Annotated in this window: 15 protein-coding genes; 3 read left to right on the top strand and 12 right to left on the bottom strand. The window is 71.4% G+C overall.

Translation table 11 applies throughout. The annotated features are described in order from the left end of the window. Positions 1-23: 23 nt before the first annotated feature. The 4 genes from AB0M63_RS13565 to bldG form a co-directional block, all read right to left on the bottom strand. The gene (locus AB0M63_RS13565; RefSeq protein ID WP_366019454.1) at positions 24-620 is read right to left on the bottom strand and encodes a small secreted protein; all 597 of its coding nucleotides are present in this window, start codon (positions 618-620) and stop codon (positions 24-26) included. A 195-nt stretch (positions 621-815) separates the two neighbouring features. Next, positions 816-3,221 (bottom strand): sodium-translocating pyrophosphatase, encoded by a 2,406-nt coding sequence (locus AB0M63_RS13560; protein WP_366019453.1) that lies wholly within the window; start codon positions 3,219-3,221, stop codon positions 816-818. A 289-nt stretch (positions 3,222-3,510) separates the two neighbouring features. Then, on the bottom strand, positions 3,511-3,948 hold the full coding sequence (locus AB0M63_RS13555; protein ID WP_366019452.1) for an ATP-binding protein: 438 nt from the start codon (positions 3,946-3,948) through the stop codon (positions 3,511-3,513). 120 nt (positions 3,949-4,068) lie between these two features. Continuing rightward, complete coding sequence (gene bldG, locus AB0M63_RS13550; RefSeq protein WP_016326551.1) at positions 4,069-4,410, bottom strand: anti-sigma factor antagonist BldG; 342 nt, start codon at positions 4,408-4,410, stop codon at positions 4,069-4,071. 80 nt (positions 4,411-4,490) lie between these two features. Here bldG and AB0M63_RS13545 point away from each other — a divergent pair, with 80 nt between their 5' ends. Next, positions 4,491-7,010 (top strand): DEAD/DEAH box helicase, encoded by a 2,520-nt coding sequence (locus tag AB0M63_RS13545; protein ID WP_366019451.1) that lies wholly within the window; start codon positions 4,491-4,493, stop codon positions 7,008-7,010. Here the strand turns inward: AB0M63_RS13545 and AB0M63_RS13540 are convergent. The 7 genes from AB0M63_RS13540 to ssd all read right to left on the bottom strand — a co-directional run bounded on the left by AB0M63_RS13540 (position 6,910) and on the right by ssd (position 12,410). Then, positions 6,910-7,347 carry an Rv3654c family TadE-like protein gene (locus AB0M63_RS13540; protein ID WP_366019450.1) on the bottom strand — a complete coding sequence of 146 codons (438 nt, stop codon included), beginning with the start codon at positions 7,345-7,347 and terminating at the stop codon, positions 6,910-6,912. The two genes, AB0M63_RS13545 and AB0M63_RS13540, sit on opposite strands and share 101 nt — an antisense overlap. Further along, entirely contained in the window at positions 7,344-7,721 is a 378-nt protein-coding gene (locus AB0M63_RS13535) for a TadE family type IV pilus minor pilin (RefSeq protein WP_355907617.1), read from the bottom strand. Before AB0M63_RS13535 ends, AB0M63_RS13540 begins: the two co-directional genes overlap by 4 nt. Then, complete coding sequence (locus tag AB0M63_RS13530) at positions 7,708-7,947, bottom strand: DUF4244 domain-containing protein (protein WP_355907615.1); 240 nt, start codon at positions 7,945-7,947, stop codon at positions 7,708-7,710. Before AB0M63_RS13530 ends, AB0M63_RS13535 begins: the two co-directional genes overlap by 14 nt. An 83-nt stretch (positions 7,948-8,030) precedes the next feature. Beyond that, the gene (locus AB0M63_RS13525; RefSeq protein WP_366019449.1) at positions 8,031-8,843 is read right to left on the bottom strand and encodes a type II secretion system F family protein; all 813 of its coding nucleotides are present in this window, start codon (positions 8,841-8,843) and stop codon (positions 8,031-8,033) included. A gap of 205 nt (positions 8,844-9,048) precedes the next feature. After that, the gene (locus AB0M63_RS13520) at positions 9,049-9,921 is read right to left on the bottom strand and encodes a type II secretion system F family protein (protein ID WP_366019448.1); all 873 of its coding nucleotides are present in this window, start codon (positions 9,919-9,921) and stop codon (positions 9,049-9,051) included. A gap of 18 nt (positions 9,922-9,939) precedes the next feature. After that, positions 9,940-11,169, bottom strand: a complete 1,230-nt coding sequence (locus AB0M63_RS13515) for a TadA family conjugal transfer-associated ATPase (protein WP_366019493.1) — start codon at positions 11,167-11,169, stop codon at positions 9,940-9,942. 137 nt (positions 11,170-11,306) lie between these two features. Continuing rightward, positions 11,307-12,410 (bottom strand): septum site-determining protein Ssd, encoded by a 1,104-nt coding sequence (gene ssd, locus AB0M63_RS13510; protein ID WP_366019447.1) that lies wholly within the window; start codon positions 12,408-12,410, stop codon positions 11,307-11,309. Between the two features lie 581 nt (positions 12,411-12,991). Here ssd and AB0M63_RS13505 point away from each other — a divergent pair. After that, positions 12,992-13,834 carry an HAD-IB family hydrolase gene (locus tag AB0M63_RS13505; protein WP_355907603.1) on the top strand — a complete coding sequence of 281 codons (843 nt, stop codon included), beginning with the start codon at positions 12,992-12,994 and terminating at the stop codon, positions 13,832-13,834. A gap of 338 nt (positions 13,835-14,172) precedes the next feature. Here AB0M63_RS13505 and AB0M63_RS13500 read toward each other — a convergent pair whose 3' ends face one another. Next, entirely contained in the window at positions 14,173-14,997 is an 825-nt protein-coding gene (locus tag AB0M63_RS13500; RefSeq protein WP_366019446.1) for an oxidoreductase, read from the bottom strand. 101 nt (positions 14,998-15,098) lie between these two features. Here AB0M63_RS13500 and AB0M63_RS13495 point away from each other — a divergent pair, with 101 nt between their 5' ends. Then, positions 15,099-16,079 (top strand): ATP-binding protein, encoded by a 981-nt coding sequence (locus tag AB0M63_RS13495; protein ID WP_355907597.1) that lies wholly within the window; start codon positions 15,099-15,101, stop codon positions 16,077-16,079. The last annotated feature ends 6 nt before the right edge of the window (positions 16,080-16,085 follow it).

The raw sequence follows: 16,085 nt of genomic DNA, 5'->3' as shown, positions 1-16,085 counted from the left end.
GGGAGCCGGTTTCCCCGGCGGCCTCAGGCCGCCGACGCCGAGGGTGACGCGGACGCCGACTTGCAGGCTTCCTGCTTGGCCATCGCCGTGCCGACATCGCCCTCTTCGAGGGTCTTCAGGGCGTCGTTCCCGCTCGTGCTGAGCTTGTCCAGCGAGGTCGCGATGCCCTTGAGGCCGTCGGCGAACTTCGCCTGGTCCTTGGTGTCGAGCGCGTCGACCTGCTTCTTCAGGGTGGCGTACGACGTGGAGATGCCGTTGAGCTCCGTGACGGCGTCCTGCTGCTTCTTGGCGCCGTTGTCGACGTCCGGGGCCCCGGCGGTGTTCACGGCGGCCCCGATCGCCTTGTAGGCGTCGGACATGTCCTGGAATGCCTGCGAGTCGGTCTTCTGGACCTCTTCCGGGGTGCTGTTGTCCGAGGTCTCCTTCTGGATCGCCGTGTTGGCGGCCGCGATCTTCTTCGCCTGCGGCTGCACCGCGACGCAGACCTGCTTGGCCCAGGCGTCCAGCTTGGCGTCGCTGTCGTCGCCGCTGCCGCCGCATCCCGACAGCCCCAGTACCAGTACCGCACCGCCGGACAGTGCGGCCGCGAGCTTCTTGTTCACCGGATTGGTCCCTTCCATGACTCTCGGCCCCGGAACATACACGCCGAACGGGCGACACCCCCGGGCCCAAGGTCCGATAGGAGACCTTTTGGCTCTATTTGCACCAAGCGAGAGAAGGCTCACGGCGAGGGCCTGAACACATACGAAACGGGCGGGCGGCGCCCACAACTCGCGCCACCCGCCCGCCTGTTGAGCAGGAACCCGTAAGACCGCCTACGAAACCACCGCGGGATCCGGCGACTTGGCCGACCGCTCGGCGTCGTCCTCGTCCCCCACGGCGATGCCGCGCCGCTTGGAGATGTACACCGCGACGGCGATCACCAGGAACGCGAGCACCGCGATCGTGATGCGCACCCCGATGTTCTTGTCGTCGCCGTAGCTGAATTTGATGACCGCGGGCGCGATGAGCAGCGCGACGAGGTTCATCACCTTCAGCAGCGGGTTGATCGCCGGGCCCGCGGTGTCCTTGAAGGGGTCGCCGACCGTGTCGCCGATCACCGTGGCCTCATGGGCCTCGCTGCCCTTGCCGCCGTGGTTGCCGTCCTCGACGAGTTTCTTCGCGTTGTCCCAGGCACCGCCGGAGTTCGCGAGGAAGACCGCCATCAGCGTGCCGGTGCCGATCGCGCCCGCGAGGAACGAGCCGAGCGCGCCGACCCCGAGCGTGAACCCGACCGCGATCGGCGTGAGCACGGCGAGCAGACCGGGCGTGGCCAGTTCGCGCAGCGCGTCCTTGGTGCAGATGTCGACGACGCGCCCGTACTCCGGCGTCTCGCTGTAGTCCATGATCCCTGGGTGCTCGCGGAACTGCCGCCGCACCTCGTAGACCACGGCCCCGGCGGACCGCGACACCGCGTTGATCGCAAGCCCCGAGAAGAGGAAGACGACCGCGGCGCCCACGACGAGCCCCACCAGGTTGTTGGGCTGGGAGATGTCCATCATCAGGTTCAGCGGCGCGCCCGCGCCGGAGACCTTCTCGCCGACGTCGTTCGCGGCCGTGACGATCGCGTCCCGGTACGACCCGAAGAGCGCCGACGCCGCCAGGACGGCGGTGGCGATGGCGATGCCCTTGGTGATGGCCTTGGTGGTGTTGCCCACCGCGTCCAGGTTGGTGAGCACCTGCGCGCCCGCGCCCTCGACGTCGCCGGACATCTCCGCGATGCCCTGCGCGTTGTCGGAGACCGGCCCGAAGGTGTCCATGGCGACGATCACACCGACCGTGGTGAGCAGACCGGTGCCGGCCAGCGCCACCGCGAACAGCGCCAGCATGATCGAGGCACCACCGAGCAGGAACGCCCCGTAGACCGCGAGGCCGATCAACAGGGCGGTGTAGACGGCCGATTCGAGGCCGAGGGAGATACCGGCGAGGATGACGGTGGCCGGGCCGGTGAGCGAGGTCTTGCCGATGTCCATCACGGGCCGGCGGTTGGTCTCCGTGAAGTAGCCGGTCAGTTGCTGGATCAGGGCGGCGAGCACGATGCCGATGGCCACGGCGACGAGCGCGAGGATCCGCGGATCGCCGTCCTTGGCCTTGATCGCCGCGTCGGTGACGCCGTCGAGGTCGCCGTAGGACGACGGCAGATAGACGAAGACCGCGACCGCCACCAGCACGAGCGAGATCACCGCGGAGATGAAGAAGCCCCGGTTGATCGCGGACATGCCGCTGCGGTCGGACCGGCGTGGCGCCACCGCGAAGATGCCGATCATGGCGGTGATCACACCGATCGCCGGCACGAGCAGCGGGAAGGCGAGCCCGGAGTCGCCGAAGGCGGCCTTGCCGAGGATCAGCGCGGCGACCAGCGTCACGGCGTACGACTCGAAGAGGTCGGCCGCCATGCCCGCGCAGTCGCCGACGTTGTCGCCCACGTTGTCGGCGATGGTGGCGGCATTGCGCGGGTCGTCCTCCGGGATGCCCTGCTCGACCTTGCCGACCAGGTCGGCGCCGACATCGGCGGCCTTGGTGAAGATGCCGCCGCCGACACGCATGAACATGGCGATGAGGGCGGCACCGAGGCCGAATCCCTCCAGCACCTTCGGCGCGTCGGCCGCGTACACCAGCACCACGCAGGAGGCGCCCAGCAGACCGAGCCCCACCGTGAACATGCCGACGACGCCGCCCGTGCGGAAAGCGATCTTCATGGCTTTGTGCGAGACGGCGGTGAGATCCTTTTCCGGCTCACCCTCCGCCGGGGTCGCTTCCCGGGCCGCCGCGGCGACACGGACATTACTGCGTACGGCGAGCCACATGCCGATATAGCCGGTGGTCGCCGAGAACACCGCGCCGATCAGGAAGAAGATCGATCGTCCGGCGCGCTGATTCCAGTCGTCCGCGGGCAGCAGCAGAAGCAGGAAGAAAACGATCACGGCGAATACGCCGACCGTGCGCAACTGCCGTCCCAGATAGGCGTTGGCGCCTTCCTGGACCGCTGCCGCGATCTTCCTCATGCTGTCCGTGCCCTCGCCGGCCGCGAGCACCTGGCGCACCAGGATGCCCGCGACCACGAGCGCTGCCAGAGCGACGACGCCGATCACCATCACGAGGATGCGGTTGTCGTCGGTCAGGACTGCGGCTGCGAAGGTTGTGGGGTGGTCAAACTGCTGAGGGGTAGAAAGCCCCGCCATTCGTCCTCCTTGACGCCTGTGCTGAGCTCAAGATGTGGACGGATTGTAGGTACCGGAACCTGATCAAAACAGTGCGCGGCAAACGGAATTGGCCTTCGCATAGTAATGCCTTGAAAGCATTGTCGCTTGATCGAATCATCGGGGCAAGGCAAACGCATGATCGCGCACATTGATCGTGAATTGTTTCACGAATTCCGCCGCACTGCTTCCTCGCTCTCCCGCGCTCTCCAGGAAATGCCGAAGGGGCCCTGCTCAGCAGGGCCCCTTCGGGTGTGGTGTGCGGCGGTTTTCAGGAAAGCATCGTGGCCGGCGGTGTCGTCGGCCAGGTCATACGGATCAGCCCGCCGTGCTCGCCGGCGGTGACCTCGACGTCGTCGACGAGCCCGCTGATGACAGCGAGACCCATCTCGTCCTCCTCGGTCTCCGCGTCCGGATCCTCGCCCAGCGCCCCGGGCGCCTTGTCGCCGGGGGCCGAGCGCGGCGCCTCGTCGCCGACCTCGATGGAGAACTGCTTCTCCTCCTCGATCAGCAGCACCTTCACCGGGGCGGTGATCCCGCTGCTCTGGTGCAGCCCGACGGCACGGGTGCAGGCCTCGCCGACGGCGAGTCTCACCTCGTCGAGTACGGCCTCGTCCACTCCGGCCCTGCGCGCCACCGCTGCCGCCACCAGTCGGGCGGTCCTGACGTGCTCGGGCAGCGCGCTGAAGCGGAGTTCAACGGTGGCCATGCATCCCCCTCGGGACTACGGGCGTGCTGTCGATGGGCCGGGCCGCCGAAAGCCCGGCCCACCGGTCGTCTACTACTGCCGGCCGGGAGCGGCCCACGGGCCGCTCCCGGAACGGTCGCATCAGTCGGTGGCCGCCACCGCTTCCTCGACCGAGGTGTGAATCGGGAACACCTTGGTGAGGCCGGTGATACGGAAGATCTTCAGAATGCGCTCCTGGTTGCAGACCAGGCGCAGCGAGCCCTCGTGGGCACGCACCCGCTTCAGGCCGCCGACCAGCACACCGAGCCCGGCGGAGTCGAGAAAGTCGACGCCCTCCATGTCGACGACGAGGTGGAAACTCCCGTCGTTCACCAGCTCGACAAGCTGTTCGCGCAACTTGGGCGCGGTATATACGTCGATTTCGCCACCGACCTCGACGACCGTACGATCGCCGACGGTACGGGTCGACAGGGACAGGTCCACGGATCCTCCAGCACCTTGCTATCGAGCGGTCATCCCATGGGACACCTCGGCAGAGCCCCCAGGACGGTTCGCCAGCCGCGATGGCATTCAATCACTTACCGCAGGGCGTGCACGACGCCTTGGCCCCATTGTCCGTCACGCCAGTGACACACTCGGTGCCGATGGCCAAGAATCAGCGATCCGATCGACCCTCGGCGAACCCCGTGTCCGGGCTCTCGCCGGGCACGGTTCTGGACCGGCTCGCGTCCGGACCGAGCCGGGCTTCGCGCATCACTCATACGGAGCACTTGCCCCCACGTGAGGGCCGCCATGCCGTCTGGCCTGACCGGATTCGCGCGGAGGTGATCGCCACCGTCCAGGAGGCCGGTATCGAACACCCCTGGGCCCACCAGGCACAGGCCGCCGAGCACGCCCTGGACGGCGAGTCAGTGATCGTCGCCACAGGGACCGCCTCGGGCAAGTCGCTGGCCTATCTCGTCCCCGTCCTCTCGGCGCTCCTGGACGGCTCCGAGGCCCCCAACGGCCGCGGCACCACCGCCCTCTACCTGGCCCCCACGAAGGCCCTGGCAGCCGACCAGCTCCGCTCCGTGAAGGAACTTTCACAACCTCTGGGCAATGCCGTCCGCCCGGCCGTGTACGACGGCGACACCCCGTTCGAAGAGCGCGAATGGGTACGCCAGTACGCCAACTACGTCCTGACCAACCCCGACATGCTCCACCGGGGCATATTGCCCTCGCACCCCCGCTGGTCCTCCTTCCTGAAGTCGCTGAAGTACGTCGTCATCGACGAGTGCCACACCTACCGGGGCGTCTTCGGCTCCCACGTCGCCCAGGTACTGCGCCGACTGCGCCGCCTCTGCGCCCGCTACGGCTCCTCCCCCGTCTTCCTGCTGGCCTCCGCGACCGCCGCCGAGCCCTCGGTCGCCGCCCGCCGCCTCACCGGCCTCCCCGTGGTCGAGGTCGCCGACGACGCCTCACCGCGCGGTGAACTGGTCTTCGCCCTCTGGGAGCCCCCGCTCACCGAACTGCACGGCGAGAAGGGCGCCCCGGTCCGCCGTACGGCCACCGCCGAGACGGCCGACCTGCTGACCGACCTCGCCGTCCAGGGCGTGCGCTCGGTGGCCTTCGTACGGTCCCGGCGCGGCGCCGAGCTGATCGCGCTGATCGCCCAGGAACGCCTCGCCGAGGTCGACCGCTCGCTGGCCCGGCGGGTCGCCGCCTACCGCGGCGGCTACCTCCCCGAGGAGCGCCGCGCCCTCGAACGCGCCCTCCACTCCGGCGAGTTGCTCGGCCTCGCCGCCACCACCGCCCTCGAACTCGGCATCGACGTCTCCGGGTTGGACGCCGTCCTCATCGCCGGCTACCCCGGCACCCGCGCCTCCCTGTGGCAGCAGGCCGGCCGCGCCGGACGTACCGGCCAGGGCGCCCTGGCCGTCCTGGTCGCCCGCGACGACCCCCTGGACACCTTCCTCGTCCACCACCCGGAGGCCCTGTTCGACCAGCCGGTGGAGTCCACGGTCCTGGACCCGGACAACCCGTACGTCCTGGCTCCCCACCTGTGCGCGGCGGCGGCCGAACTGCCGCTGACCGACGACGACCTGGAGCTGTTCGGTCCGGCAACGGCGGACCTGCTGCCGCAGTTGGAGACCGCGAAGCTGCTCCGCCGCCGGGCGAAGGCCTGGCACTGGACGCGCCGGGAACGCGCCGCCGACCTCACCGACATCCGCGGCGGGGGCGGAAAGCCGGTCCAGATCGTCGAGAACGGCACCGGCCGCCTGCTGGGCACGGTCGACGAGTCCGCCTCCCACACGACCGTCCACGAGGGCGCGGTCCACCTCCACCAGGGCCGCACCTACCTGGTGCGCTCCCTGGATCTGGAGGACTCGGTCGCCCTGGTCGAGGAGGCGAGCCCGCCGTACTCGACGGTCGCCCGCGACACCACGGCGATCTCCGTCCTGGACACGGACGTCGAACTCCCCTGGGGCCAGGGCCGGTTGTGCTACGGCTCGGTCGAAGTCACCAACCAGGTCGTCTCCTTCCTCCGCCGACGTGTCATCACCGGTGAGGTCCTCGGCGAGTCGAAGCTCGACCTCCCTCCTCGTACGCTCCGCACCCGTGCAGTGTGGTGGACGGTCACCGAGGACCAACTCGACGCCGCCCGCGTCAACCCCGAGATCCTCGGCGGCGCCCTGCACGCCGCCGAACACGCCTCGATCGGGATGCTCCCCCTCTTCGCCACCTGCGACCGCTGGGACATCGGCGGGGTCTCCGTCCCCCTGCACCCGGACACCCTGCTCCCCACGGTCTTCGTCTACGACGGCCATCCCGGCGGCGCGGGCTTCGCCGAGCGCGCCTTCCACACCGCCCGCGCCTGGCTCACCGCCACCCTCCAGGCCATCGCCTCCTGCGAGTGCGAGGCCGGCTGCCCGTCCTGCATCCAGTCCCCCAAGTGCGGCAACGGCAACGAGCCGTTGCACAAGCGGGGCGCGGTGCGGCTGCTCACGGAGCTGTTGCGGGAGGCGCCGGAGGAGAAGACGGGCGAGGGCCACCGGACGGCAACTGCGGAGGCACCGGTCCCGCAGGCCCCGCCCGTGCCCTGACCTCCGCCGCGAACGGTCCCAGGCCCGCGGCCGCCGTCACGTCCGACGTCTCCCCCACGACCGCGCACCGCACCAGCCGCGCCCCCTGCGCCCGCGCCACCCGCTCGGCCCGGGCACAGGCCCCCGCACCGCCCTCCGCCCAATGGTCGGCCGCCGCGAGCGCCGCGAGATCGGCACCGCCGGCCGCGCGATGCCGGGCCACGACGGCCTGCCCCAGGGCGAGCACCACCCCGAACACGACACCCAGCACGGCCATCGCGGCGAGGGTCCACACGGTGGCGGACCCCCGGTCGGAGTGGCGGACTCTCCAACACCCGGCAGGGGTACGACACTTCACGGCCCCGCCCTCCCCTCTCCGACCGTCTCCTCCGCCACCGCCACGGCCTCCTCCCGCACCTCGAAGGGCAACCCGCCCAGCACCGGCGGCTTCGCGATCACGACCACATGGACCTGGTCGCCCTCTCTGCCCACCGTGACCTTCGCTCCTCGTGGTGCCGTCTCCCGGGTCACCTCGACGACCGCGCCGGCCGGGTCCTGCCGAGCCGCCGCTCGGGCACCCGCGCGTGCCGCGTCCACGCACTGGATCTGCGCGGCCACCACCAGCAGCCCCCACACCAGCGCCATCGCGAACATCACCAGCACCGGCAGGACCACGGCGGCCTCCGCAGTCACGAACCCCGCGTCCCCGCCCCGGCGTTCACATCTGCGCATCGAGGGCCCGCTTCACGATGCTCTGGAGCTCCGCGCTGACCGCTCCACTGGTCACCACCTTGTAGAGCACCACCGCGAACGCCACCGCCGCGATCAGCCCCATCGCGTACTCGGCCGTGGCCATCCCCGCGTCAGCGCGTCCCGCCGCGCCCAGTCGGGCCCGTGCCCGGACCGCTCGCACCACTCGTACCGCCGCCGCCCGCACTCCCTGCACTGCCTTGTACATCTCAACCCCCGTGAGGTTCCTGTCGGTTCAGTCGCTCGATCAGTCGTCGTTCGTCATACGTCGGTCACCGCTCGCTCCTCCCGTCAGCCGCCGCCCCCTCCCGCCGCTCCGCCCGCGAGTCCGATCACCACGGGCAGTACGCCGATCGCGATGAACGCGGGCAGGAAGCACAGCCCCACCGGTGCGGTGATCAGGACGGCGGCCCGTCGAGCCCGGGCCGTCGCGGTGCGGGTCCAGTCGGCGCGGGCCTCCGCCGCGAGCCGTGCGACGGGCCCGGCGGCGGGGAGTCCCGACTCGTCGGCCCGTTCGAGCAGCCGGGCCAGTGGGCCGGCGCCGGGCAGCACGGCCAACCTCCGCCAGGCGTCGGCGGGTTCGCCGCCGAGCCGGACCTCCGCCGCCGCCCGCGCCAGCCGCTCCCCCACGGGCCCCGCGAGGGCCTCTCCCACGGCCTGGGAGGCGATCACCGGGGAGGCTCCGGCGGCGATGCAGGCGGCCAGCAGATCGGCCGCCAGCGGGAGTTGGCGCGCGGCGGTGACCGCGTCGCGCGCGGCGACGGTGTCCTCGGCGGCCTGCCCACGGCGCCACCGCCAGAGTCCGAGTCCGGCAACCCCGCCCACCACGACTCCGGCGACCCCGCCGACCAACACCCACCCGGCACCCACGACACCCACCACGGGCAACCACCGCAGCGCGGCGCCCCGAGCCTCGAACCACCGCCCGGCGGACGGCACTTCCCGCACTTCCCGCACATCCCACGCTTCCCGAAGGAGCAGGGCGGCCAGCCGTCGCCGAGCCCTCCGCTCCCTCCTCAGCGCGTCCAGCCACCGCACCAGACACCCCACGGCCAGCACCGCCCCCAGGGTCACCCCCAGCCTGTGGACAACTTCCGCGTTCACGCGGTCCCCCTTCGCCGACTCCGGCCGACTTCTGCGTCGGCACCGGCACCGCTCCCCGCCCTCGCCGGGCGCCCGATCCCCTCCAGCCCGCCGCCCCCGAATCCCGGCGGCGGCCGGCCCGTCACACCCTCGCGCCGCCCCGTCCCTGAACGGCCGCCGAGGACTCCAGCTCCACTCCGGCACCCGGCGACCACTACTCCTCCGCTCACGCCGCCTCCACCCCTCGCACGATCCGCCACGCCCACCACAGACCGAGGCCCTCCAACGACCCCCCGAGCACCAGGCACCCCAACCCCGCCCCGCTGTGCAGCAGCACGTGCAGCGGATCGGCGCCCATGGCCGTGCCGAGCATCAGCCCGAGCACCGGCAATCCGGCGAGCATCACCGCGGTGGCCCGTGCCCCCGCCAACTGGGCGCGCAGATCGGCACGTTGGTCCCGGTCGGCACGCAACGCCCCTTCGAGCCGGTCGAGTCCCGCAGCGAGCCCGGCTCCCTGGTCCACGGCGACCCGCCAGCACGCCGCCAGCCCCAACAGGCCGTCCGCGCCCGGCTGTCGCGCCGCCGAGGTCAGCGCCCCGGGCACGTCCCCGCCGAACCGCGCCGCCGCCAACACCGCGGCCTGCGCCTCACCGAGCCCGCCCGAGTCGAGCGCCGCCCGCAGCAACGCCTCCCCCGGCTGCCGCCCGGCGCGCACCTCCCCGGCGAGCGTCGAGCACAGCGCGATCACCGCGTCCCCACACGCCTCCCGCGCCCGCCGGGCCTCCCCGGCCAGCCGCACCCGCCGCAGCAACGGCACTCCGACCGCCCCCGCGACGAGCGGAACCACCGAGGCGCCCAGCAGCGCGAGGACCGCTCCGACACCCAGCGACCACCACTCGGCCCGCAACCGGCCCCGGATCCGCCGCAGTTCACCCACGGCCCGCTCCCACGAGGGCGGGCCGACGCCCACCACCCCGGCGCCCGCGAACAGCAACTGCGCCCGCCGCGCCCCGGATCGCCGCCCGCCCATCAACAGGACCAGGGCTCCGACACACATCGCGGCCGCCCCGACCGACATCTCACCCGTTCCCACGACCATCACCTCTCCCACTCGCCCCTAGCCCTCTTCACCGCCACCCCGGATCAACTCCCGCAACCGCTCCCACCCCCGCTCGTAGGCGAACGCCTCCGCTCCCCACCGCAGCGCCGGTACGGTCCGCACCAGCCCCGACGGGTCCCGCTCCAGGACGTGCACCTCGGCGATCCGGCGCCGGCCTGCCCGGTCCCGTACGAGATGCAGGACCACCGAGAGGGCCGCCGCCAACTGGCTGTGCAGCGCGGCCCGGTCGAGGCCGGCGGCCGTACCCAGGGCCTCCAGGCGGGCGGGGACATCGGCCGCCGCGTTCGCGTGCACGGTCCCGCAGCCGCCCTCGTGGCCCGTGTTGAGTGCGGCGAGCAGGTGGACGACCTCGGGGCCGCGCACCTCGCCGACGACGAGCCGGTCCGGCCGCATCCTCAGGGCCTGGCGGACCAGGTCCTGGAGCGTGACCAGTCCGGCGCCCTCCTGGTTGGCGGGTCTGCTCTCCAGCCGTACGACGTGCGGGTGGTCCGGTTTCAGCTCCGCGGAGTCCTCGGCGAGGACGATCCGCTCGCCCGGTCCGACCAGTCCGAGCAGCGCGCTCAGCAGGGTCGTCTTGCCGCTGCCGGTGCCCCCGCTGATGAGGAAGGACAACCGCGCCTCGATCAGGGCCCGCAGGACGCGGTCCCCGCCCGGGGGCACCGTGCCCGCCCTGACCAGCTCGTCGAGCGTGAACGCGCGCGGTCGTACGACCCGGAGCGAGAGACAGGTGCAGCCGACGGCGACCGGAGGCAGTACCGCGTGCAGACGTGTCCCGTCGGGCAGGCGGGCGTCGGCCCAGGGCCGGGCGTCGTCCAGGCGGCGTCCGGCCACCGCGGCCAGGCGCTGCGCGAGGCGTCGTACGGCTGCCGCGTCCGGGAAGGAGACTGCGGTCAGTTCCAGGCCGCCGCCACGGTCGACCCACACTCGGTCCGGGGCCGAGACGAGGACATCGGTGACAGAGGGGTCGGCGAGCAGGGACTCCAGTGGCCCGCTGCCCACCAGTTCGGACCGCAACTGCTCGGCCGCGCCCAGTACTTCGGCGTCCCCCAGCACCCGCCCCTGCTCCCGCAGCGCCTGTGCCACCCGCGCGGGCGTCGGCTCACCCCCGCTCTCGGCCAGCCACCGCCGCACACCGTCGAGCAGCCCCGGCTCACCACTCGCCGCAGGCGTATCCGGGGCCCAGCGGCCCGAAGCTCCCACCTGCTCGAACCCGACCGCCGCACTCACCGGGCCACCTGCGGAACCGCCGTCCCCGAAGGGCGCGCCCACCGAACCGCCCATCCCCTTGAGCCCAGACACCCCGCTCCCCAGGGCCCCGGCCGAACCGCTCCTCCCGGAATTCCCCGCACCCCTCACCAGCCGCCTCATACGCCACCCGCCTCGACCAGCGCCCGCTCCAGGAACTCCCGGCAGAACCGCGCCAACGGCCCCCTCCCGGCCGCCCCCGGCGGCGCCTTGCCCTCGTGCGGCCGCGACAGCCCCGATTCGACCGGCACCTCACCCGCCAGGGGCAGGCCGAGCAGGCGGGACACCTCGCGGTCGTCGAGGCCGGGGGCGTACGGCCCGCGTACGGCCACGCGCAGATCGCGCAGGATCATGCCGACGGCGGAGGCCACCCGTCCGGCCGCCGCCACGGCGCGCAGTTCGGCGGGGACCACGAGGAGACCCACGTCGAGCTGGGCGAGGGCTTCGGCGACCCCGTCGTCGATGCGGCGGGGCAGGTCGACGACGACCGTGCCACCGCGCCTTCTGGCCGCGGCGAGCACCGCGCGGACGGCCTGGGGCGGGATGGCGACGCAGTCGCCGCGGTCCCAGCTGAGCACCCGGAGCGAGTGGAGTTCGGGAAGGGACTCCTCCAGGGCGCCGCCGCCGACCCGGCCGCGAGAGGCGGCGAACGCGGGCCAGCGCAGGCCTTCGGCGCTCTCGCCGCCGAGGAGCACGTCCAGTCCGCCACCCAGGGGATCCGCGTCCACCAGGAGCGTGCGCAGTCCCTCACGCGCGGAGGTGACGGCGAGCGCGCAGGCCAGGGTGGACGCTCCGGCTCCGCCGCGACCGCCGATGACGCCCACGGTGAGCGCCGGGCGGCCGACGCCCTCGGCCACGTCGGCGATGCGGTCGACCAGCCACTGTTCGCCGTCGGGCAGCACGAGGACGTGGTCGGCGCCGATCTCGACGGCCCGCCGCCAGACCCCCGAGTCGTCCTGGTCCCGTCCGACCAGCACCACCCCGCGTCGACGGGCGGCCCCTCGCACCCGTCGGGCCGCGTCGTCGCCGACCAGGACGAGCGGTGCCGTCTCCCAGCCGCCCCGGCGCTCCGGCACGCCGTGATGGACCTCGGGTGTCGCTCCGGCCGCCGCGCACAGGCGCAGCAGATCGTCGAGGAGTTCGACGTCCTCGGTGACGATCAGCGGTCCGCCCTGTCGCCCTCCGGCGGCGGGCGGTGGTTCGTGTGTGACAGTTCCGGCCATGTTTTCCATCCCCCGTAGCGGTGTCCTCCGCGTGACCCTGGGGCCCCGCGATTCCCAAACGTGTGGAGAACCGGTCACCGGCCTCCATATGCACGGCCGATAGGAACCGGCCGAGCGCGTCCGACAAACGGAACCGGCCAAGAACTCGCCGCGAGCCGGACGCGTTGGAATCACGGTGCGGGCATCACGGAAATCGTGTGGATCTTGGTCGAAAACTGTGGACAACTCAGCGCTTGTGAATATCGCCATCACCCATACCGGTGACCCCTGTACTGCCCCTTGTGCGAGCTCCGCAGCGCAGTCCGACAGCTACGCACAGTGACAGTCCCGAGGCATGAAAAAAGGCGGCACCAGCCGCCTCTCGATGGCCTCACGACCACGATCAGAAAGGGAAAACGCGTCCGGACATGCGACGACCCCCACCGGGGGGGAGAGTGGGGGTCGTCTTCACGGCCGACTCGGGGGGGGAGGAGCCGGGCCGCGTTAGCACGGTCGCGAACGATCCGTGACTTCCATGGTGTACCCGAGAGCCCTCTCAGGCAAACCCACGCGCCTCACCTTACGCCGAATGGGCTGCGCCTATGCTCGGGGTTGTGGAAAACCACTCCTTGCCCCGCACAGCAGCCTTCTTTGACCTGGACAAGACGGTCATTGCGAAGTCGAGCACGCTCACCTTCGGCAAGTCCTTCTACCAAGGCGGACTGATCAACCGCCGGGCCGCCCTGCGAACCGCCTATGCGCAGTTCGTCTTCCTCACCGGCGGCGCCGACCACGACCAGATGGAGCGGATGCGCAAGTACCTGTCCGCGCTCTGCCGCGGCTGGAACGTCCAGCAGGTCAAGGAGATCGTCGCCGAGACACTGCACGACCTGATCGACCCGATCATCTACGACGAGGCGGCCTCCCTCATCGAGGAGCACCACTCGGCCGGCCGCGATGTGGTGATCGTGTCCACGTCGGGCGCCGAGGTGGTCGAGCCGATCGGCGAACTCCTGGGCGCGGACCGGGTGGTGGCGACCCGCATGGTCGTGGGTGACGACGGCTGCTTCACGGGCGAGGTGGAGTACTACGCGTACGGCCCGACGAAGGCCGAGGCGATCAAGGAGCTGGCCCGGTCCGAGGGCTACGACCTCGACCGCTGCTACGCCTACAGCGACTCCGCGACCGATGTGCCGATGCTCCAGTCGGTGGGCCACCCCTACGCGGTGAACCCGGACCGCGCGCTGCGCCGCGAGGCGGTCGCGCGCGGGTGGCCGATTCTGGACTTCAACCGCCCGGTCCGGCTCAAGCAGCGGCTGCCCGGACTCTCCGTACCGCCCCGCCCGGCACTCGTGGTGGCCGCGGCGGTGGGCGCCGCGGCGGCCACGGCGGGGCTCGTCTGGTACGCGAGCCGACGCAAGGCGGCGGCCGTTTACGTCGGTTGATGACCCTTTGGTCGCAAAAGTAAAGAAGCGTGGTGAGGGGTTCCGCTTCCTCCAGGGCTGGAGTACAAAGGAGTCAACGGCCCGCGAGACCAAGGACATCCGAGAGGATCACCTTAATAACGCATTTGGCCCCACGGACCGCGCATGAACACCGAGCACCCACGCGACGTCGACCCGTCGATTACGGGCCAGCCGCACCAGGTGACGGGCAAGGTTCCCGGCCTGATGGGCAATATTTCGAGGACGCTTGGTAACCCGGTGGACATGCCAGCGGCGGTACGAATCCTCGTACCGCCGCAACCCTGTGAAGGCCCCCTCCGTAGGGGGCCGTTTTCGTGTCAGGCGGCCCCGCGCTGGAGCGCCTCGCACACCGCCGTCGACTCGCGCGCGCCCAGCTCGACCGCCCTCCCGCAGTGCGCGATCCAGGCGGCCATGCCCTCAGGGGTGCCGGACACATAGCCGTCCAGTGCCGCCAGAAAGGCCGCGCGCCCCAGATCGGCGTGGCCGACCTCGGCCGGGCAGACGGACTTCGGGTCGAGGCCACCGCCGATGAGGACGATGCGCTCGGCCGTGCGCGCGATCAGGCCGTTGTGGGAGGTGAAGGGGCGCAGTGCGAGCAGTTCGCCGTGCACGACGGCGGCCGTCACCAGCGCCGGTGCCGAGCCGCCCGCGATGATCAGGTCCGAGAGCCCGTCCAGGCGTCCCGACACCTCGGCCGGGCTCGGCAGCGGCAGTTCGACGAGCGGCTCGTCGACCGGCTCCCCCTGCTGGCGCGGCCGCCCGACCACGTCCTCGTCGCTCGCGGCCGCCACCAGGTGCAGCCGGGCGAGCACCCGCAGGGGCGACTGCCGCCAGATGGACAGGAGTTGGCCCGCCTCGGCGGTCAGCCGGAGGGCCGCGCCCATCGTGCGGGCCTCAGCGTCACCACTGAAGTCGGTGCGCCGACGCACCTCTTCCAGTGCCCAGTCGGCCCCGGACAGCGCGGCGGAACCGCGCGCGCCGCGCAGTGCCGCCTCGGCGGTGATCTCGTTGCTGCGGCGCCGCATGACCCGGTGCCCGTAGACCCGGTCCACGGACTTGCGCATGGACTCGACGGACTCGGCCACTCCGGGCAGCGTGCCCAGGGTCGCGAGCGGATCGGCGGTCGCACCTGTCGTACTCATGAGTACGACAGTAGCCATCCCGGCCGCGGACCCCACGATTGAGTGGTCTTCTTCACGCACACCTGCCACATACAGCTACTACCCGACTACGCTTCGTGAACATGAAAATTGCTTTCGTCGGGAAGGGCGGCAGCGGCAAGACCACCCTGTCCTCCCTGTTCGTCCGCCACCTCGCGGCCATCGCCCAACCGGTCGTCGCCGTCGACGCGGACATCAACCAGCACCTGGGCCCCGCTCTCGGCCTGGACGAGGATGAGGCCGCCGCCCTGCCCGCGCTCGGCGAGCACCTCCCCCTGATCAAGGACTACCTGCGCGGCACCAACCCGCGCATCGCCTCCACCGACACGATGATCAAGACCACCCCACCCGGCGAGGGCTCCCGGCTGCTGCGGGTGCGTGAGAACAATCCGGTCTACGACACCTGCGCGCGATCGGTGGAACTCGACGGCGGCGCCGTCCGTTTGATGGTCACGGGCCCCTTCACGGACGCCGACCTGGGGGTCTCCTGCTACCACTCCAAGACGGGAGCGGTGGAGCTGTGCCTGAACCACCTGGTGGACGGGCGCGACGAGTTCGTCGTGGTGGACATGACGGCTGGCTCGGACTCCTTCGCCTCCGGCATGTTCACCCGCTTCGACATCACGTTCCTGGTGGCCGAGCCGACCCGGAAGGGGGTCTCCGTCTATCGCCAGTACAAGGAGTACGCCCGCGACTTCGGAGTCGTCCTGAAGGTCGTCGGCAACAAGGTGCAGGGTCAGGACGACCTCGACTTCCTCCGCGCCGAGGTCGGGGACGACCTGCTCGTGACGGTGGGGCACTCGGACTGGGTGCGCGCCATGGAGAAGGGCCGGCCGCCCCGGTTCGACCTCCTGGAGGACGCCAACCGGCGCGCGCTGCGCCAGTTGGAGATCGCCGCCGACGCGACGTACGAGCTGCGCGACTGGGAGCGCTACACGCAGCAGATGGTGCACTTCCACCTGAAGAACGCGCGGAGTTGGGGCAACGAGCGCACCGGGGCCGACCTGGCGGCGCAGGTCGACCCCGGGTTCGTGCTCGACGAGAGCGTCAGCGCCGCCGTGTGAGGCGTG

Source organism: Streptomyces sp. NPDC051576 (assembly GCF_040681835.1).
GTDB lineage: Bacteria > Actinomycetota > Actinomycetes > Streptomycetales > Streptomycetaceae > Streptomyces.
The sequence above is the reverse complement of the archived record's forward strand: the minus strand, read 5'-3'. Positions and strand labels throughout refer to the sequence as shown.